The sequence below is a fragment of the Acinetobacter sp. TYF_19 genome (assembly GCF_043105125.1).
Lineage (GTDB): Bacteria > Pseudomonadota > Gammaproteobacteria > Pseudomonadales > Moraxellaceae > Acinetobacter > Acinetobacter johnsonii.
Map to the genome: position 1 here is coordinate 215,577 of NZ_JBICLH010000084.1, position 17,669 is coordinate 233,245.

A 17,669-nucleotide genomic window follows, 5' to 3' on the forward strand; every position below is an offset into this window, starting at 1 on the left:
ATTGTCCAAAACCATCATGGAAGATGCAATATTTGGAAATTGTACTCAAGTGCTTCTGTGTTTACATTTCTTCTTAAGTCGTAGCATTCAATCATACAAGGAAAAATAAATGAAGATTCAAGGGAAGGTTTTTGTCGTCACGGGTGGAGCATCGGGTTTAGGTGCAGCAACAGCACATCATTTGATTGAACAAGGTGCGAAAGTCATTTTGGTGGATATGAACCAAGCTTTAGGTGAAGAGCTACAGCGTGAGTTGGGTGAAAATGCTCAGTTTAAAAGTCTCGATGTTACTGATGAGCATGCTGTGCAAAGTTTCTTCCAAGAAGTCGAGGCTGAATATGGGCAATTGAATGGTTTGGTGAACTGCGCAGGTGTAGCGCCTTCAGCCAAAGTGTTGGGTCGTGATGGTATTCATGAGCTGGCGTTATTCCAAAAAGTATTAAACATCAATGTCTCAGGTACTTTTAATATGCTGCGTTTTGCTGCGCAGTTAATCGTGAAATATGAACTTCAAGCTGGTGAAGAAGAACGCGGAGTGATTGTGAATACAGCTTCGGTTGCAGCCTATGACGGGCAAATTGGCCAGACCGCTTATGCAGCCTCTAAGGGTGCTGTTGTCTCGATGACTTTACCACTGGCACGCGAGCTAGCACGTGAGAAAATTCGAGTGATGACCATCGCTCCGGGCATTATGGAAACGCCAATGTTGAAGGCGATGCCGCAAAATGTACAAGATGCGTTGGGTGAAATGGTGCCATTTCCGAAGCGGTTGGCAAAACCTCAAGAGTTTGCTCAGCTTGTGGGGCATATTTTTGAAAATAGCTATTTGAATGGTGAAGTGATTCGTTTAGATGGCGCGATTCGTATGCAGCCTAAATAATTTATTTTGACTTGTGATCTTTGAGTTTATGACGGAGCCTTTGCGTCGATAAGTAAAGGCTTCTTATAACCTTCGGTTCGACCTACTTTTCTTTCGGAAAAAGTAGGCAAAACCATCTCCATTCGCAAAACCTGTTTTTTTGAATTTACAGACTATTTTCTCGCAGAAACATTATCTTTTGAAAGGCTTTCAGGTTGCGAATGGGTCGCCGTGTATCAAATATTTATTAAATTTAATAACCTGAACAGAGAAGGGATACTCCATGCTTTTAAATGAAGAACAAAAAATGGTTCAGGATATGCTACGTAGTTATTCGCAGGAAAAACTGAAACCAACTGCAGCTGAACGTGACAAAACCGCACGGTTTCCTGCTCAAGAACTCAAAGAGCTGGGTGAGTTAGGTGCTTTGGGTATGACTGTCTCACCTGAATGGGGTGGTGCAGGCTTAGATTATATTTCACTGGTAGTGGCACTTGAGGAAATTGCAGCAGGTGATGGTGCGATTTCGACCATTGTCAGTGTGCAAAACTCACTGCCGTGTGGCATTACCCAGCGTTATGGAACTGATGCGCAAAAGCAGAAATATTTAAGCAAGCTTGCCACAGGTGAGTGGTTAGGGTGCTTTTGTCTCACTGAACCACAAGCAGGCTCAGATGCAGGAGCGTTGGAATGTAAGGCCGTTCGTGAGGGCGATGAATGGGTGCTGAATGGAACCAAGCAATTCATTACCACAGGTAAGCATGCTCAAGTCGCTTTGGTTTTTGCAGTCACAGACAAAGCTGCGGGGAAGAAAGGCATTTCTTGCTTTTTAGTCCCAACCGATACCGAAGGCTATATTGTCTCTCGTATAGAGGAAAAGATGGGGCAGCACTGTTCGGATACGGCAACCATTGTTTTGGAGAACTGCCGAATTCCAGCAGATCATTTGCTAGGCGCGGAAGGTGAGGGCTACAAAATTGCGCTTTCGAATTTGGAGTCAGGACGTATTGGTATTGCAGCGCAATCAGTGGGTATGGCTCGAGCCGCTTTAGATGCAGCAGTTGAATATGCCAATGAACGCAAAGCCTTCGGTGTTGAAATTGTACATCATCAGGCAGTTGCTTTTCGTTTAGCCGATATGGCGACGCAAATTGAAGCGGCACGTCAGTTAATTTTCCATGCAGCCGCTTTGAAGGATGCAGGTTTGCCATGTTTAAAAGAAGCTTCTATGGCCAAACTGTTTGCCTCAACTATGGCGGAGCGAGTTTGTTCTGATGCGATTCAAATTCATGGTGGCTATGGCTATGTTTCAGATTTTCCTGTTGAACGAATTTATCGGGATGTCCGTGTGAGCCAGATTTATGAAGGGGCGTCTGATATCCAGCGTCTTGTCATTGCACGTGAAGTTACCAAGGTTTAAGTCTACTCAGTTTTAGACCTTGGTCGATGTTCAAAGCCTGCATTTTCATTGAGGGATTTGGAAATTGTAGGTGCATTTAAAACATGGTTATCTAGGTGCAGCAGTTATTTACCATTATTAAGTCGAGCAGCTAAGCTGCTCTAGGTTTTCAAATAATATAGAACTGACAATGAGGTCAGTTCAACGCTTAAAACGATAAAGAACATGGACGGCCAAAGTGGATTTGGCCTTAAAAAAATGGATAATGCGAGGTTGTCGTGATGAAGACATTAGAACAAGCCCATCAAGAATTTAACTATGATCAACTGATTCAAGAACAATTGGTAGGCCAACCCAATGCAATCAATGCCTATATTGAGTGCTGTCAGCGCTATGTAGGGCAGAAAAAAACAGCACTCATCTGGGAAGGAAAAAATGGCGAGTCTGAGCAATGGAGCTTTGAACAGCTCGATGTTGCCTCAGCTCAGTTGGCAAATTATTTTAAAAGTATTGGGATTCAAGTAGGTGACTGTATCGCAGGGCTGTTACCGCGTACGCGTGAACTGTTGATTACAATTTTAGCAACATGGCGGATCGGCGCGATTTATCAGCCTTTGTTTACTGCTTTTGAGTCGAAGGCGATTGAACATCGAGTTTTAACTGCGAATACTAAATTGATTGTGACCAATGCAGAGCAACGTCCAAAGCTAAATCACGTTGAAGTCAAACATATCCTGACTGTGAATGCAGGAACAAACTTAACCAGCAATGAAACTGATTTTTGGCAGGAAGCAAAACAACAGTCCAATCAATGTGAAGCTGTTTTGCGTAGCTTTGATGATGATTTCCTCATGATGTTTACCTCAGGCACCACAGGTTTGGCCAAATCGGTGCCTGTCCCTTTAAAAGCAGTTTTGGCTTTTAAGGGCTATATGCAACATGCAGTCGATTTAAGAGAAGACGATTCATTTTGGAATTTAGCCGATCCGGGCTGGGCTTATGGGTTGTACTACGGAATCACAGGGCCGCTCAGCTTGGGGCATAGCATCATTATGGATGAGCGTACATTTAGCGTCGATCATGCAGTTGAAGTCATTAAAAAGTATCGCGTCAGTAACTTAACGGGTTCGCCTACAGCTTTTCGGATGTTCTTTGGTTTTAAAGAAAAGTTTGATCCTTCCATTAAGACCCATTTACGCGCCGTCAGTAGTGCGGGTGAGCCTTTGACCCCAGAAGTGATTCATTGGTTCAATAATGATCTGAACGTCAACATCTATGACCAATATGGACAAACTGAATTGGGCATGGTGATTGCCAACCATCATGCATTGGAGCATGAGAAAAAAGTCGGGTCGGCAGGCTTTGCCAATCCCGGACACCGCTTTGCTGTACTTGATGCGAATCACCAAGAAGTGAAGTGCGGTGAAATTGGAACATTAGCGATAGACTTTAGCCAGTCACCACTGACATGGTTTAAGGGCTATGGTGGCAATAATCGAAAGTCTTTTGTGGGACAGTATTATTTAACAGGTGATACGGTCAAGCTCAATGAAATTGGTGGTATCGACTTTGTTGGACGTGCTGACGATGTCATTACAACGTCAGGCTATCGAGTTGGACCTTTTGATGTCGAAAGTACTTTGCTTGAGTGTGCGGAAGTACTCGAGTCAGCTGTGATTGGTAAGCCTGATCCAGAGCGCACTGAAGTGGTGAAAGCTTTTGTGGTGCTAAAGCCACAGTACCAAGCCTCTAAAGCGTTGGATAGCAAACTCCAAGCCTATGTGCGGTCACGTTTATCTAAACATGCTTATCCGAAAGAAATTGAGTTTGTTGAAAGTTTGCCGAAAACATCGAGTGGCAAAATTCAACGTAATTTGCTGAAACAGCAAGAAGTGGCAAAGATGCAAACTTTACAAGCTGCAATTTAATTTAAAAAATAAAATGCTCTTAAAGCTAAAGCCAGTCAGTTCTAAATAGGCTGGCTTTTTCTTTTAACCATTTATAGCGGGATGTAACTTGTGGAACACCGCTAGAAATATAGTTAGATGTATAAATAGCCTAAGAAAATTTAACTAGGCAACTAGTATGATTCAATCTCCATTACTTAAAAATGAAAAAAGTTGAGCCATCTAAAGCTCATAGCATTTATTGAATTTGTGCATAGCTAACTTTGGTTTCATGGTTATAATTCACCATCAACATTTTCTTTAGCGAAAGGCTGAATCATGGACGAGTTAGATGAAAGTCTAGAACTCAGTGATGCTGAAATACATCTCTATAGCCGCCAAATTTTATTGGACGGATGGGATATAGAGGCACAAGAAAAATTAAAGTTGGCCAATGTACTTATCGTAGGCTGTGGTGGTATTGGTTGTATGACAGCGGAGTTACTGGCACGTGCTGGCGTAGGGCAAATCACCCTGATAGATGCTGATACCATCGAAGTAAGCAATCTTCAAAGACAGATTGCCTATGTAGAAAACAATGTCGGTTTCTATAAAGCAGAGGTTTTGGCCCAGCGTTTAAAGCAGATCAATCCCTATATTCAAGTCCATGCGCATACTGTAAAGCTTGATACATCTAATGCAGCTCGCTTAATTGTTGGTCAGGACCTAGTTCTTGATGGTTGTGATAATTTTACGACGCGGTATTTGGTCAATCAGCAGTGTAAAGCGGCCAATATTCCACTCATCAGTGCATCGGCCATTGGTTTTCAAGGGCAACTCTTTATGGTGGAAGGTGAGTCCGCTTGCTATGAATGTCTGTTCCCGAAAGAAGAACATGAAAATGAAAGCCTACGCTGTGCAGATTCGGGCGTTTTAGCTACCACCCCAAATGTAATGGCCAGTCTTCAAGCGCATCATGCACTTTTATATTTGGGTTTAAATGTGACTGCACTCAAACAACGCTTGTTACTTTGGGATGGCTTAAGTATGAAACAACGTTTGCTTGCTTTCGAAAAAGATACAGATTGTCCAGTTTGTCAGGCAAGATAAGCCTACAATTTTTTCATTCTTTGATACACTCAATACAATTTATTTTTGACCGATATTATGAAAAACAATATCTTTTTAGATGGACTGCGTTCTGTTGCCCGTGTTGGGGAAACAGCAGTCATTGCAGCACGTGCCGGTATTAAGTACGCCACTGAAAAACCAAGTAATGCCAAACTGATGCGTGAAACCTTTGAGTCTCTGGGTTCAACCTATATCAAGTTGGGGCAATTTATTGCGAGTACACCTTCACTTTTTCCACGTGAATACGTAGAAGAGTTTCAAGGCTGTTTAGACCAAACCCCATCTTTACCGTTTAGTTATGTACAAGGGGTTTTAGCTTCTGAGTTTGAAGGCCGAAATCTGTCTGAGATTTTTGCATCGATTGATGAAACACCTTTAGCTTCAGCGTCTATTGCTCAAGTCCATGCTGCAAAGCTGGTGACAGGCGAAGATGTGGTGATTAAAGTACAAAAGCCAGGTGTAGAAACGATTCTCTATACCGACTTAAATGTTCTGCACTGGGCAACCAAGGTTTTAGAAAAAGCAGTGCCTAAAGTCAAATTTGCATCGCTTGCAGACATTGTGGAAGAAATCAAAACCCGTATGGTTCGCGAAGTCGATTTTATTGAAGAAGCCAGTAATCTGGATGACTTTGTAAACTATCTCAATATCACACAAAACCATAAGGCGATGGCACCTAAGGTCTATCATCAATATTCGACTCGCCGTGTGCTCACCATGCAGCGTCTTTACGGCGTACCACTGACTGATTTTGAAGTGGTTAAAAAGCGCTGTAAAGATCCTTCACAAGTCCTGATTACTGCCATGAATACATGGTTTGGTAGCCTGATGATGTGTAATAGCTTCCATGCTGACTTACATGCTGGAAACCTAATGCTGCTTGATGATGGTCGTGTGGGTTTTATTGATTTCGGCATTGTGGGACAGTTGAAACCTGAAGTATGGACAGCTTGTATCGCGTTTATGGATGCCTTACAAAAAACGGATTATGCACTCATGGCGGAAAACATGCTGAAAATGGGCATGACCGCTGTGAAGATTGATACTCAGGTGTTGGCCGCAGATCTTGAGCGTTTATTCAGTGGTGTGTTGTTGGCAGATCCGCAAGAATTACTGAGTTCAAACCCAGCAGATTTGAATGACATCATGATGGATATGGTCGCAGTGGGCGAGCGTCACGGTATTCGCTTCCCGCGTGATTTTGCCTTGTTATTTAAACAGATGCTGTATTTCGATCGTTTCATGCGCATCCTTGCACCGTATACCGACATCTATGCTGACCAGCGTTTGCAAATGGTGCAAACTATGGATCCAAATGTGTTGTTAAAAAACTAAGTTCTTTTGAAGCACATTCACCAAAAGAACCTTTCAGTCCTTCTTTTGAAAGGAGGGGCTGAAAAACGCTTTCCTGTTTAAGCGGTGAGAAACATGGTTTCGCAAGGCAGGGATTAAAATGTCAAAATCTGTTAAAGGTAATAATGTGGACGCAATTATCATTGAAGGCTTAAAAGTTGAAACAGTGGTTGGCTGCTTTAACTGGGAACGTCAGATTATTCAGCCTTTAATGTTGGATATGATTATTCAAACAGATTTGGAACAAGCTTCAAACTCAGATGACTTAGACCATACCTTAAATTATGCTGAAATTTGTGAAATTGCAGCAAAGGTCATTCAAGATGCTAAGCCTGAACTGATTGAACATGCGGCAAAATTGGTCATCAACGCACTTTTTTCTACCTTTCATGCGATTGAATCGATTAATATTACCATCCGTAAGCCTGCCATTTTCGCGCAAGCAAATTCTGTAGGAATTCGTCTTGAACGCCACCGAAACGATTTTCGCCCTAGCTCTGGCGAGTAATAATAATCCCAAGCAACATTTTTTATATGCCTCTGAGCAACTTGCTAAAATTGGGCAACTACATTTTTCGAATATTTATTTAATTCCATGCCGCGATGGGGTTGGGGCAGATTATTGGAATGCAGCCTGTTTGCTGAAATCGTCTTTGTCCGTTGCCGATATTTCGGTATTGCTGAAAAATATGGAAGCCACATCTGGGCGTATCCGCCCATCGCATCAGATTTCATTGGATGTTGATTTGATTGCATGGGGGAGAGACTTAGAGCATATGCAGTTCAATCCCAAAAAATTGCCTTTGGCTTTAGATGTGAAAATTCCAATGTTCGATGTGTGGAAGGATAATGCATTTCAACATCAAGCGCATGTATTTCCAACGGTGAGCTGCTTGGAAGCCAAATAACATATCGAAGTGTGATTGGCACTTGAACTGGCTTAACATACTTACAAAACACAATTCGCAGCGAGCTATTTTCATGAAAATACAAATTTTGAGTGCTCTTTCTTTGGCCATGTTTTTAGCGGGCTGTCATTCAACTCCGTCCAAAATGACGGCGACAACTACAACTGCTATGGATACAACGAGTGTACCTCAACCTACTGAAAAACAAGGGTTAAAACTAGCTGTGCAAGCCTATACGCAAGATCAATCGGATTATCAAACTAGCCTATATGATTTAAACCAAGACGGAATCGATGACGCCGTGGTGCTATTAAGTGGGATGGAGTGGTGTGGTTCTGGTGGCTGTACATTGCTGGTCTTTCAAGGTCTTGCAAATGGAAGTTTTCAACCGCATAGCAAAATGACCGTGTCATCTACACCGATTTATGCCTTAAGTACCCAAACCCAAGGTTGGCGTGATTTGTCGGTTTATACCCGTGGTTTGGGACAGGTCATACTGAAGTACAATGGGAAAAGCTATCCATCTAACCCATCACTGGCGTCAAAATATACGGCGAATTTAAAGCAAGCGGGTAATACCTTATTACTGCCGATATCAGCGGAATAAGCAAATTAGAGTCAATAAAAAAGCAGTGGCATAACCACTGCTTTTTTATAAGAGTAAGGCATATTTGCTTAAATAAAATAACTGGTCTTGGTCATGAGTTTTGAAATAGCCGTCATGGTGATTTTGACAGGAATCGGTAAATCGACACCGCCAGCATTCAGTGCTGTATCACGGTGATGTAATTCATCTTCATTCATTTGCACAAGGATATTACGAGAACGGTCATCTTGAGCAGGGAGTTGGCTGATGTGATGCTGTAAGTGCAGGCTCACTTGGCGTTCAGTTTCTGCAACAAAACCTAAGCTATATTTATCGCCTGCAATGCCTGCGATTGCGCCCATACCAAAGGATAAGCCGTACCAAATAGGATTGAGCAGACTGGTATGGCTATCCAGCTCTTTTAATCGGTCTTCACACCATGCAAGATGGTCTTGTTCTTCAATCGCGGCTTGTTCCATTTCGCGGCGTACATTTGGCAGTTTTGCCGTTAAAGCTTGCCCATGATAAAGCGCTTGCGCACAGACTTCACCACTATGGTTGACCCGCATTAAACCTGCAACATGACGTGCTTCACTCACGGCGAGTTGGGTTTCGACCGCCTTGCCTGGGTTTTCACGTTGAGCAGACGTCGTGCCTGGAACTAAGCTACGCAGGGCTTGATCAAAAGAATTGATAAATTTATCGATGCCAGTGTAATGACGCATAACTTTAGTCCTCTAACTCAGGTTGTACGGTTTTTAGCATGGGTTTGAGTCGATATAACAACCACAGCGTAAATCCCGCACTCAGTACAGCAGTAATGCTGAAAAGTATTTTAATATCAATCTTCAAAACACTTAAAATGATAATCGAAAATACAGCAGATGACACCATAAACACCGCATTTAAAATGTTGTTTGCGGCAACAACACGTGCACGATGTGAACGCGGTGAATAGGCTTGCATCATGGCGTATAGCGGCACAATATAAAAACCGCCACTGATGCCGAGCAAGGTCACCGCAAGCATGACATGGTAGTAAATTGCACCGTGGTTAAACATATCCGCGACATTCATCATTGCCCCTGTACGCTCTGGGACATAAGCCAGACTCAAAGCCAAGTAAAAGGCAAATAGGGTGAGTCCAATCGCACCGATAGGCACCATTTTAATATGCACTTCAGAGCCGCCAATTCTACGACACAGCAGGGAGCCAACTCCAATCCCGACAGAAAAGAACGTGAGTAAAAGACTGACGACATTTTCTGATGCATGTAGGTTTTGTTGAGTCAACTGTGGAATTTGGGTGAGATAGGTCGCGCCGTAAAACCAATACCACGAATTTCCCAGTAAAATCATAAAGATGAGGGGGAGGCTTTTGGCATATTTGAGTGTTTGAAAACTGGTTCTAAAGAAATTCCAGTCAATTTTTAACTCGGGTGAGCTGACTTGCTGTTTTAAGATAAATCGACTGGATAGATAACCCAAAACAGCAATGTTGACGACAGTCAGGCTGATCCAAATAAGATTGCCTTGAGAAACCGAAATAACTGCGCCACCCAAAATCATCCCGATTAAAATAGCAATGGAGGTGCCCGACTGAAATAGCGCATTGCCTGACATGAGTTCATTCGGTTTTAGAATCTCAGGTAAAATGGCGTATTTAATGGGGCCAAAGAAGGTGGAATGTGTGCCCATCATAAATAGAGCCAAGAGCAGTAGCCATAAATTGCCCAATAAGAAACCCGCGGAACCGATGAGCATAATCACAATTTCTAGAACTTTGATGCCACGAATGAGTTGTGAGCGCTCAAACTTATCGGCAATTTGTCCTGCGGTTGCAGAAAAAATGAAGTAAGGCAAAATAAATAACAGCGCGGCCAAATTATTTAAGGTACTGACATCTGTAGCTTGTTGATTAATCCATCCATAAGTAATGACTAAAAGCAAAGCTTGTTTATAGACATTGTCGTTTAAAGCACCAAAAAATTGGGTAATAAACATGGGAAGAAAACGACGGGTACTTAATAGATGTTCATTGTTTTTCATGCTTTTTGCACTGCATTAAGTTTTATTAAGAAATGTGACTAATTGCTCAAACGTCCAATAAAATCATGTAAGATATTTAAAACCTGAAATTGGGTAAAATAATCAATAGATTTCAGTTCTTTTGTGACAATTCATTAGAGCAAATCCATAACGATTAAATAAATTTAGAGTTTTCTATGCTTGCCAAAACACAATTTAAAAAGTCGACTCTTTCATTGAGTATGAATTCTTTCATACCGTGGCATCATAACAATAAATATTTGTGTCTGAGTATCTTTTTAACGCTTTTGTCACAAGCGGCTTTGGCTGAAACCCCCGTTGTGATTGAACCAAGTAACGTACAAGTCGAGCCACAAAATTCTACACAATTCACTGAAGACATTAAAAAAGAAGCGATTCGTCAAGGTATGGGTAGCGCGGACAAATTAAAAAAAGTTGAAAATGCTGTAATTCGGCCCACGGTTCCAGACAGTATGCAAATGTTGCAACAGCAACAGACAGCTTTAAAAAATTTACCTGAATTTGCACCGATTAAGTTTGATGATCTTGAAGATTTGCCAACTGTACAAGTTGATCAAGGCATGGCCAATGATATTTATCAGGTGGCTGAGCAAGCGAAAGCAGAAGCCCAAGCTTACCGAAGTGGTCAAACGACAGAGTTGGTGGTGAGTGATGCAACTCAGCAGGAAATGGCGGAAATTAATCAAGCTCCAGTCAATGTTGATCAACTGATGCAAAGCATTCAAGCAGACAGTAAAATTTCAGTAGAAGCCAACACGGAAGGCAATACCTTAGACTTTGGCATGAGTACTGAAGAGCAAATTGCCAAAGAACCCAATTTTTTTAAGCGCATGCTTTATAAAATTCGACCACCAAGAGAACTGGATACTGCAAAGGTGCCGCGGATCAGTGTGGATGTCGAAATCATCAATGCGAAATATGAAGGTGAAATATCCAATAAAGCATATCAGGCCGCTTTGGTTAATTTAAAAGAAAATATTAAAGGCAAAGTTTCTAGCTTTACCGAAGAGTCTTTTGAAGACTTTCCTTCTGCACTGCCACAGTTGCGTTCACTCTCCAACCAAGCCGCACAAGCTGTCGGTTTTTATAATGCTGAGTTTAAGTTTAAAAAAACCAGCAGTAACCGTGTGCGCATTCAAGTGGTACCGAATACTCCTGTGCGGATTGAAGAACAAAATATCGAGTTTAGTGGTGCAGGTCAGTACTTACCGCAGTTCCAAGTGATTAAAGTCTTACCAGAGCAAGACGTTGGTGATGTATTGCACCACGGCTTATACGAGTCGACCAAAGCACGAATTAATGAAGCGGCCAGCAATAACGGTTTCTTTGATAGTTACTGGCGCTTACATGATGTGAAAGTTGAGCAGCCGCAAAATACGGCAGACATTAACTTACGTTATGAAACAGGTCAACGTTATAAACTCGGCGGTGTTGAGTTTGTGATGAGTGATCCAAGCAAACCACTGCCTATTGATTTAGATGTTTTACAAAGTTTAGTGACTTGGGAGCCTGGCGCGGACTATACCTTTTGGCGTGTTAATGGTTTGGCCAATAATTTGACCAACTCACGTTACTTCAACTACAGTTTGGTAGATGCTGTTCGACCTGATCCGGTTGAAAGAGTTCGTGAGTTACCGCCTGATTTACAGCAATTGGTCGATGAACAACAGCTTTCTAGTCAAGATGCTTTGATCCAAGAGAGGAAAGAAGTTGTTTCAAATCGTGAAGTAACACAGTCTGTGGTGAGCGAAGCACAGTTCGCCGGTGTCAATGATGCCGAGCAGTACAAAGCACAAGCAGCGCTTCGCACCGCACAAGAAACCAAAGAAAGTGAAGAAGAACGTTTAAAACTGGAAGCTCGAGAAACAAAAGTAATTCCTGTTAAAGTTACTTTAAATGCGGACCAGTTAAATAGTGTAGAAGTCGGGGCAGGTTATGGTAGTGACTCAGGTGCTCGTTTACGTACACAGTATCGCCGTGCGATTGTGAACCAGCGTGGACACTCTTTTGATGCCAACTTAGAACTTTCAGAAATTCGTCAATCTATCGATGGTCGCTATAATATTCCATATAAACATCCACTAAATGATTATATCAGTCTCGTGGGCGGGTATGAGCGTGAAGAAAGAGATGACATCGGACAAGGCGTAAACTTACTCACTGAGTCTGCTGTTGCTGGGGCTGACCGTGTTATTAAAAACCCTATGGGAAATTGGCAACATACTTATGGTGTACGTTACCGTTTAGATCGATTGACGCAAAAGGGTTCAGCGAAAGTAGATGATTTGCCTGATGCATTTATTGCAAATAATGATCCTGAGCAAGAGTCGCTTTTATTGGGTTATGAAATTTCTAGAATCGATAGCGATAAACGTGTAAACCCAAGTAAGGGAATTAAACAAACTTATAAAATTGAACTGGGAAGCGAAAGCTTGCTTTCAGATGCAGATATGGCCATCGTAAATGCAGGTTGGCGTTTTATCTATTCCTTGGGTGAAAATGACAACCACCAATTTGTTGGACGTGGCGATCTCGGTTATATCTTTACCTCAGACTTTAATAAAGTCCCTTATAACTTACGTTATTTCACGGGTGGAGACCAAGGCATTCGTGGTTTTGACTACAAGAGTTTGTCACCTGTGGTCGATGGTTTTAAAGTGGGTGGTCAAGCCTTAGCTGTCGGCTCCATGGAATACAATTACCAATTTAAAGAAGGCTGGCGTGCAGCAGTATTCAGCGACTTTGGTAATGCTTATGATACAGATTTTAGCAATGACACCGAATACAGTATTGGTCTTGGTGTGCGTTGGGCATCACCGATAGGCCCGATCCGGATTGATGTAGCTTCAGGTATTTCTGATGATAGTCATCCGATACGTGTGCATTTCTTTATTGGCTCATTATTATAATATTTAACACTTTTTTGGGAAGACTATGGCTGAAGTAGAACAGCAGCAAGAACCAACACCACCTGCGCCGCTTATCAAACAGCGACGTATTTTTAGAAGTGTCATTTTGACGCTGTTGTTGACGCTCATCTTGTTGGTGATATCGCTTGCGGTCATGTTTTCTACCGATAAAGGCAGTAAGTTTTTACTCGACCAAGTTTTACAACGTCAGCAGATTATTCAATATGAATATGAAGGCGGTAATCTGTGGAAAGGCATTATCCTTAAAAATGTGGTGGTTACCTTAAAGCCTGTCGATGTCAAAATTGACCGTGCTGACGTGATTTTGGGTTGGCGTGCCATCTTAGATAAGGAGATTCATCTACGTGAAGCTGATGTACGCAATTTGCGCATCATTACCAAAGGTGAACCGAGTGATGAACCCTTTAAGTTCAGCGAAATTAAATTACCCTTTGTTTTACGTTTAGATACAGCAGATATTGATCATTTAAATATCCGGACTGCATCCGATGCCCAAGTAGATTTTTATGATGTGCATTTAAATAATGCCCTCTGGTCGGGGACGGAACTTGAGTTTGAAGACTCTCGCATGGACATGGGCTATTTAGCAGTTCGTAATGCAACTGGGAAAATGAAATTCTCAGGGAAATATCCACTTGAGGCGACCGCAATTGCCAACCTACCGGCACTGCGTGATAGTTTAAATGTGCATGATATTGCTGTACACGCAACAGGGACACTGGACACTATCCAAGCGGGTTTTGCAACGCGAACACCTGACCTGTTGACGGGTTGGGCCATTTTGCACCCTGTACGTAAGCATGTACCGATGCAAGGTCAGCTTAAATTTAATCATTACAACTTACCACTCCTGACCGATTACAAACTCTATGCTGAAAAAGGCGTTGCTAAATTTTCAGGTGATATCGAACGTTTAAATATCGACTTAAATACAGATCTGAGTGGTAAAGATATTCCAAAAGGTCAATATACAGCCTTGATGCATACCGACTTGGTTCATCAACTTGACATTGATAACCTAAATGCTCAGTTGATGAAAGGTTCGGTCAATCTGGGTGGTGTGGTAAGTTGGAAGGATCATGTCACTTGGGACATACAAGGTCGTTTAGATAAAATCAATCCTAAAGACGATGTACTGCCACAAGTAGTTTCTGACTTTCTACCACCAAGTTTGGATGCAAAAATTGCATCCAAAGGTACGCTTGAAAAGGGTTTACACTTAACTGCAGATCTAGACTTTGATCGTTATGAAGCATGGCATCTCGCACTAGACCAAAACCCAGAGAAAAATAACAAAGTCCAGCCAATGTTGATGGATGTCTCTTGGAAAAATATTGATCGTGCCGTGCCTTATATCGGCTGGTTAAGTAGTGCTTCAGGGGATGTAAAACTGGCGTTGGTTGAAGGTCAGCAAGATATTCATGTTGCTACTGTTGTGAGTCAACACGAAAAAGCGACGTTACCTGCGGGTAATTACCTCGCGCAGTTAAATTTTAAAAATAATAATTTAAATGTGCCGAGTTTTAGTTATGTAGCAGGTAAGGGAAGCTTAAGTGGTAATGCTGTGGTAGAGCTGCCAGATGAGAAACGTCAACTGAAGTGGAAAGCTGCTTTAAACGCGAAAGATTTTAACCCGCAAATGGTAGCAGAAGCTTCACCAGTTAATCTATTGAATGGAAAGCTCCAAGCAAGTGGCTATGCCAAACCGAATCAGCAAATCATTCAGCTACAGGGCATTGATCTGACTGGAAAACTGGTGGGCAATAATGAAACGGTTCACTTAACGGGTCAGTCAACCGCGGCACTCCTGTTTAATGATGAAAAAGCTGGTGGTGCTTTCAAAGGCTATGCAGTGAACTATGATGGCGCTTTAAAAGCCAGCCAGTTTGAAGCGAGTCAGGGTGCGTTAAACCTAAAACTTTCAGGAACGCCTGAGTTTATTAAAGTAACTGAGTTGAAACACAATGGTGTGGCAGGTCAAATTAATGCCAGTGGTTTGGTGCATTTTATTCACGGTATCACTTGGGATGTGAATGCAGCATTCATTCGTTTTAAACCACAATATTTTGCATCTAGTGTTAAAGGCGAATTGTCTGGTGTAGTGAAAACTAAAGGCACATGGTCGGATGCTTTAAAACGCATTAACATTGAGAGCTTAAACCTCGCAGGCATGCTCAATAATAAACCACTGCGTGGTACAGGTAATTTAGCTTTGGTGCTCAACTCCAGTGAAAAGGGCTTTTTACCGCAACAGTTTGAAGCGAATAATCTACTGTTGGCTTATGCCAAAAACCAAGTGCAAGCGACGGGTAATGCGCAAAATTTAAGACTGAATATTAATGCGCCTGCACTGTATGAAATTTATGCGGGTTTACGTGGCCGTGCCTACGGTTATTTAAATATTCAATCTCAACCACGTTTAAGGGCTACGGCAAACTTAGCAGTGGATAATTTTGGCTTTAAAGATCTGATTGATATGCGTAAATTACGCATTGTCGGGCAATTGCCGACATCGGAAACAACGCCATCATTATTGACTGCAAAAATGGAAAGCTTAAGAAGTGGTAATCGTGAAATTCAACAAGGTGAAATTTCACTGGCAGGTATTCGCAAAGCTCATTTATTAAAAGTTTCTGCACAAAACGAAAAGTCGAAATTTTATGTGCAATTGGCAGGTGGTTTTAATGCGCAAAATGATTGGTTAGGTCAGATCCAAAAAGGTGATTTTGACTCTTTACGTGCACGTTTGGTACAGCGCCAAAGTGCAGCCGTGGTCTATAACAGTGCCAAAGCAGATTTGTTGATTGGTGCGCATTGTTGGATGAGTCAACAAAGTCAGTTGTGTTTTGACCAACCGATTCGAGTCAGTAAAACACGTGGCAATATTTCATTCTTGACTCAAAACCTCGACCTAAACGACTTTGCTGCCTTTATGCCTGAAGGATTAGCGATTACAGGTAAGTTAAATGGACATGCTAAAGCGGTTTGGGCACAAGGATCTAAACCAAAAATTGATGCGCGCTTAGTCACCCGTGATGGTGTGATTGGCTTGGCGGCGGATGACCCACAAGATATGGGCTCAACCTTAAAATATGAACAAGTGGCTTTGGTTGCCAAAAGCATCGCAGAAGGATTACAAATCCGTTTGGATGTCAAAACACCTGAAATTGGTGTGGGCTATGCTAATGTGGTTATTGATCCGTATCAGGACAATATGCCTATGCGCGGTGAAATTGCATTTGATCAGGTACAACTTAAAGTCTTTAAACCTTTCATTGCGGATGTACGTTCGATGGGTGGAACAATTTCGTATGCAGGTAAGATTAATGGAACGCTAAAAGCACCACTACTTACAGGCGATGTCCGTCTGAAAGACGGTTCGATTAGTATGATTTCATTGCCAGTCAACTTGACCAATATTCAGCTGTATTCGGCTATACGCCAAGACCAAGCCACCATCAATGGTGCTTTTAACAGTGGTCGTGGTGTGGGCACACTTACAGGGACGGTAGATTGGAAAAATGATCCACGCATTCAGCTTCAGTTGAATGGAGAAAATCTACTGATTCGCCAAGCGCCATTAATTACCGCGCTAGTGACGCCTAAAATCACACTGGATGTTTTACCGTTGAGTAAGAAATTAACCTTAAACGGTGAAATTCAAGTGCCTCGTGCGCTTATTTCGATGCCTGAAGCATCTGTACCTGTGGTGAATGTATCATCTGATGTACGCGTAGTCAGAGAAGGTCAAAACCAATTGGCGATTTTAAATAGCGCAAAACCTTGGGATATTCGTGCTGATGTGATGGTTGGACTAGGTAATCAAGTTGTGTTCCAAGGGTTTAATAGTCGTATTCCATTGTTAGGACGTTTATATCTGTCGCAGCGCGGTGCTGAAACAGCAATGCGTGCCAATGGTGCAATTGGGGTAAGTCAGAAAGTTAAAATTGAAGCTTATGGACAGAGTTTGGATTTAAACCGTGCCATTGCACGTTTTAACGGTGTGTTGAGCAACCCAACACTGGATGTCGATGCAAATAAAAATGTACAAGGCAGCACGGTGGGTTTCCGTGTGACAGGTACGGCAACATCTCCAAATATTCAAGTCTATAACGATGCGGGGCTTTCTGAGCAAGAAGCTTTGAATGCATTAATTACAGGCCGAATTAATGAAGGTACAACTGGTTTAAGTCAAACGGAAGGCTTTAAGTCAGATGTCAACAACACCATTGCTGCCGCAGGGATTAGTTTAGGTTTAGGCGGTACACGTGCCTTTACGAACCAAATTGGACGTACTTTTGGCTTAAGTGGTTTAGCATTGGATGCTCAAGGTACAGGGGATGACACACAAGTCAGCTTGACGGGTTATATTACACCTGACTTATATATTCGTTATGGCGTGGGTGTCTTTACGCCAGTCAATAAACTGACTCTGCGTTATCAAATGAACAAACGTATGTACTTAGAGGCGAGTCAGTCATTAGAGCGTGCAATCGACGTCTTCTATAACTGGAAGTTCTAATGGTGGGAAAGTGTGGTGTTATGCA

At 42.2% G+C, this 17,669-nt stretch carries 12 protein-coding genes; 10 read left to right on the forward strand and 2 right to left on the reverse strand.

The genetic code is table 11. The features are described 5' to 3' along the window. The first annotated feature begins 109 nt into the window (after nt 1-109). The 8 genes from ACF8FD_RS13935 to ACF8FD_RS13970 all read left to right on the forward strand — a co-directional run bounded on the left by ACF8FD_RS13935 (nt 110) and on the right by ACF8FD_RS13970 (nt 8,143). Complete coding sequence (locus tag ACF8FD_RS13935; RefSeq protein ID WP_234304808.1) at nt 110-880, forward strand: 3-hydroxyacyl-CoA dehydrogenase; 771 nt, start codon at nt 110-112, stop codon at nt 878-880. Between the two features lie 262 nt (nt 881-1,142). After that, on the forward strand, nt 1,143-2,279 hold the full coding sequence (locus ACF8FD_RS13940) for an acyl-CoA dehydrogenase family protein (protein ID WP_392453489.1): 1,137 nt from the start codon (nt 1,143-1,145) through the stop codon (nt 2,277-2,279). A gap of 260 nt (nt 2,280-2,539) precedes the next feature. Continuing rightward, entirely contained in the window at nt 2,540-4,186 is a 1,647-nt protein-coding gene (locus ACF8FD_RS13945; RefSeq protein ID WP_392453490.1) for an AMP-binding protein, read from the forward strand. Nucleotides 4,187-4,483: 297 nt separating this feature from the next. Further along, nucleotides 4,484-5,254 (forward strand): HesA/MoeB/ThiF family protein, encoded by a 771-nt coding sequence (locus ACF8FD_RS13950; RefSeq protein WP_392453491.1) that lies wholly within the window; start codon nt 4,484-4,486, stop codon nt 5,252-5,254. A 57-nt stretch (nt 5,255-5,311) separates the two neighbouring features. Next, a complete protein-coding gene (locus tag ACF8FD_RS13955; protein ID WP_078426644.1) occupies nt 5,312-6,610 on the forward strand; it encodes an AarF/ABC1/UbiB kinase family protein in 1,299 nt (432 codons plus the stop codon). A gap of 145 nt (nt 6,611-6,755) precedes the next feature. Then, on the forward strand, nt 6,756-7,136 hold the full coding sequence (gene folB / locus ACF8FD_RS13960; protein ID WP_234305085.1) for a dihydroneopterin aldolase: 381 nt from the start codon (nt 6,756-6,758) through the stop codon (nt 7,134-7,136). Further along, entirely contained in the window at nt 7,093-7,536 is a 444-nt protein-coding gene (locus ACF8FD_RS13965; protein WP_234304811.1) for a 2-amino-4-hydroxy-6-hydroxymethyldihydropteridine diphosphokinase, read from the forward strand. Before folB ends, ACF8FD_RS13965 begins: the two co-directional genes overlap by 44 nt. A gap of 169 nt (nt 7,537-7,705) precedes the next feature. Then, nucleotides 7,706-8,143, forward strand: coding sequence for a hypothetical protein (locus ACF8FD_RS13970; protein ID WP_392453512.1), 438 nt, complete (start codon nt 7,706-7,708; stop codon nt 8,141-8,143). A 68-nt stretch (nt 8,144-8,211) separates the two neighbouring features. On the opposite strand, the gene coq7 is transcribed toward ACF8FD_RS13970, so the two are convergent. Together coq7 and ACF8FD_RS13980 are read right to left on the reverse strand one after the other, a co-directional pair. After that, nucleotides 8,212-8,847, reverse strand: a complete 636-nt coding sequence (gene coq7 / locus ACF8FD_RS13975) for a 2-polyprenyl-3-methyl-6-methoxy-1,4-benzoquinone monooxygenase (RefSeq protein WP_004696505.1) — start codon at nt 8,845-8,847, stop codon at nt 8,212-8,214. A 4-nt stretch (nt 8,848-8,851) separates the two neighbouring features. Then, nucleotides 8,852-10,171, reverse strand: a complete 1,320-nt coding sequence (locus ACF8FD_RS13980; RefSeq protein WP_234304813.1) for an MFS transporter — start codon at nt 10,169-10,171, stop codon at nt 8,852-8,854. Nucleotides 10,172-10,347: 176 nt separating this feature from the next. Between ACF8FD_RS13980 and ACF8FD_RS13985 the strand changes: the two genes are divergently transcribed. Together ACF8FD_RS13985 and ACF8FD_RS13990 are read left to right on the forward strand one after the other, a co-directional pair. Continuing rightward, on the forward strand, nt 10,348-13,101 hold the full coding sequence (locus ACF8FD_RS13985) for an autotransporter assembly complex family protein (RefSeq protein WP_392453492.1): 2,754 nt from the start codon (nt 10,348-10,350) through the stop codon (nt 13,099-13,101). Between the two features lie 25 nt (nt 13,102-13,126). After that, nucleotides 13,127-17,644 carry a translocation/assembly module TamB domain-containing protein gene (locus ACF8FD_RS13990; RefSeq protein ID WP_234304815.1) on the forward strand — a complete coding sequence of 1,506 codons (4,518 nt, stop codon included), beginning with the start codon at nt 13,127-13,129 and terminating at the stop codon, nt 17,642-17,644. The last annotated feature ends 25 nt before the right edge of the window (nt 17,645-17,669 follow it).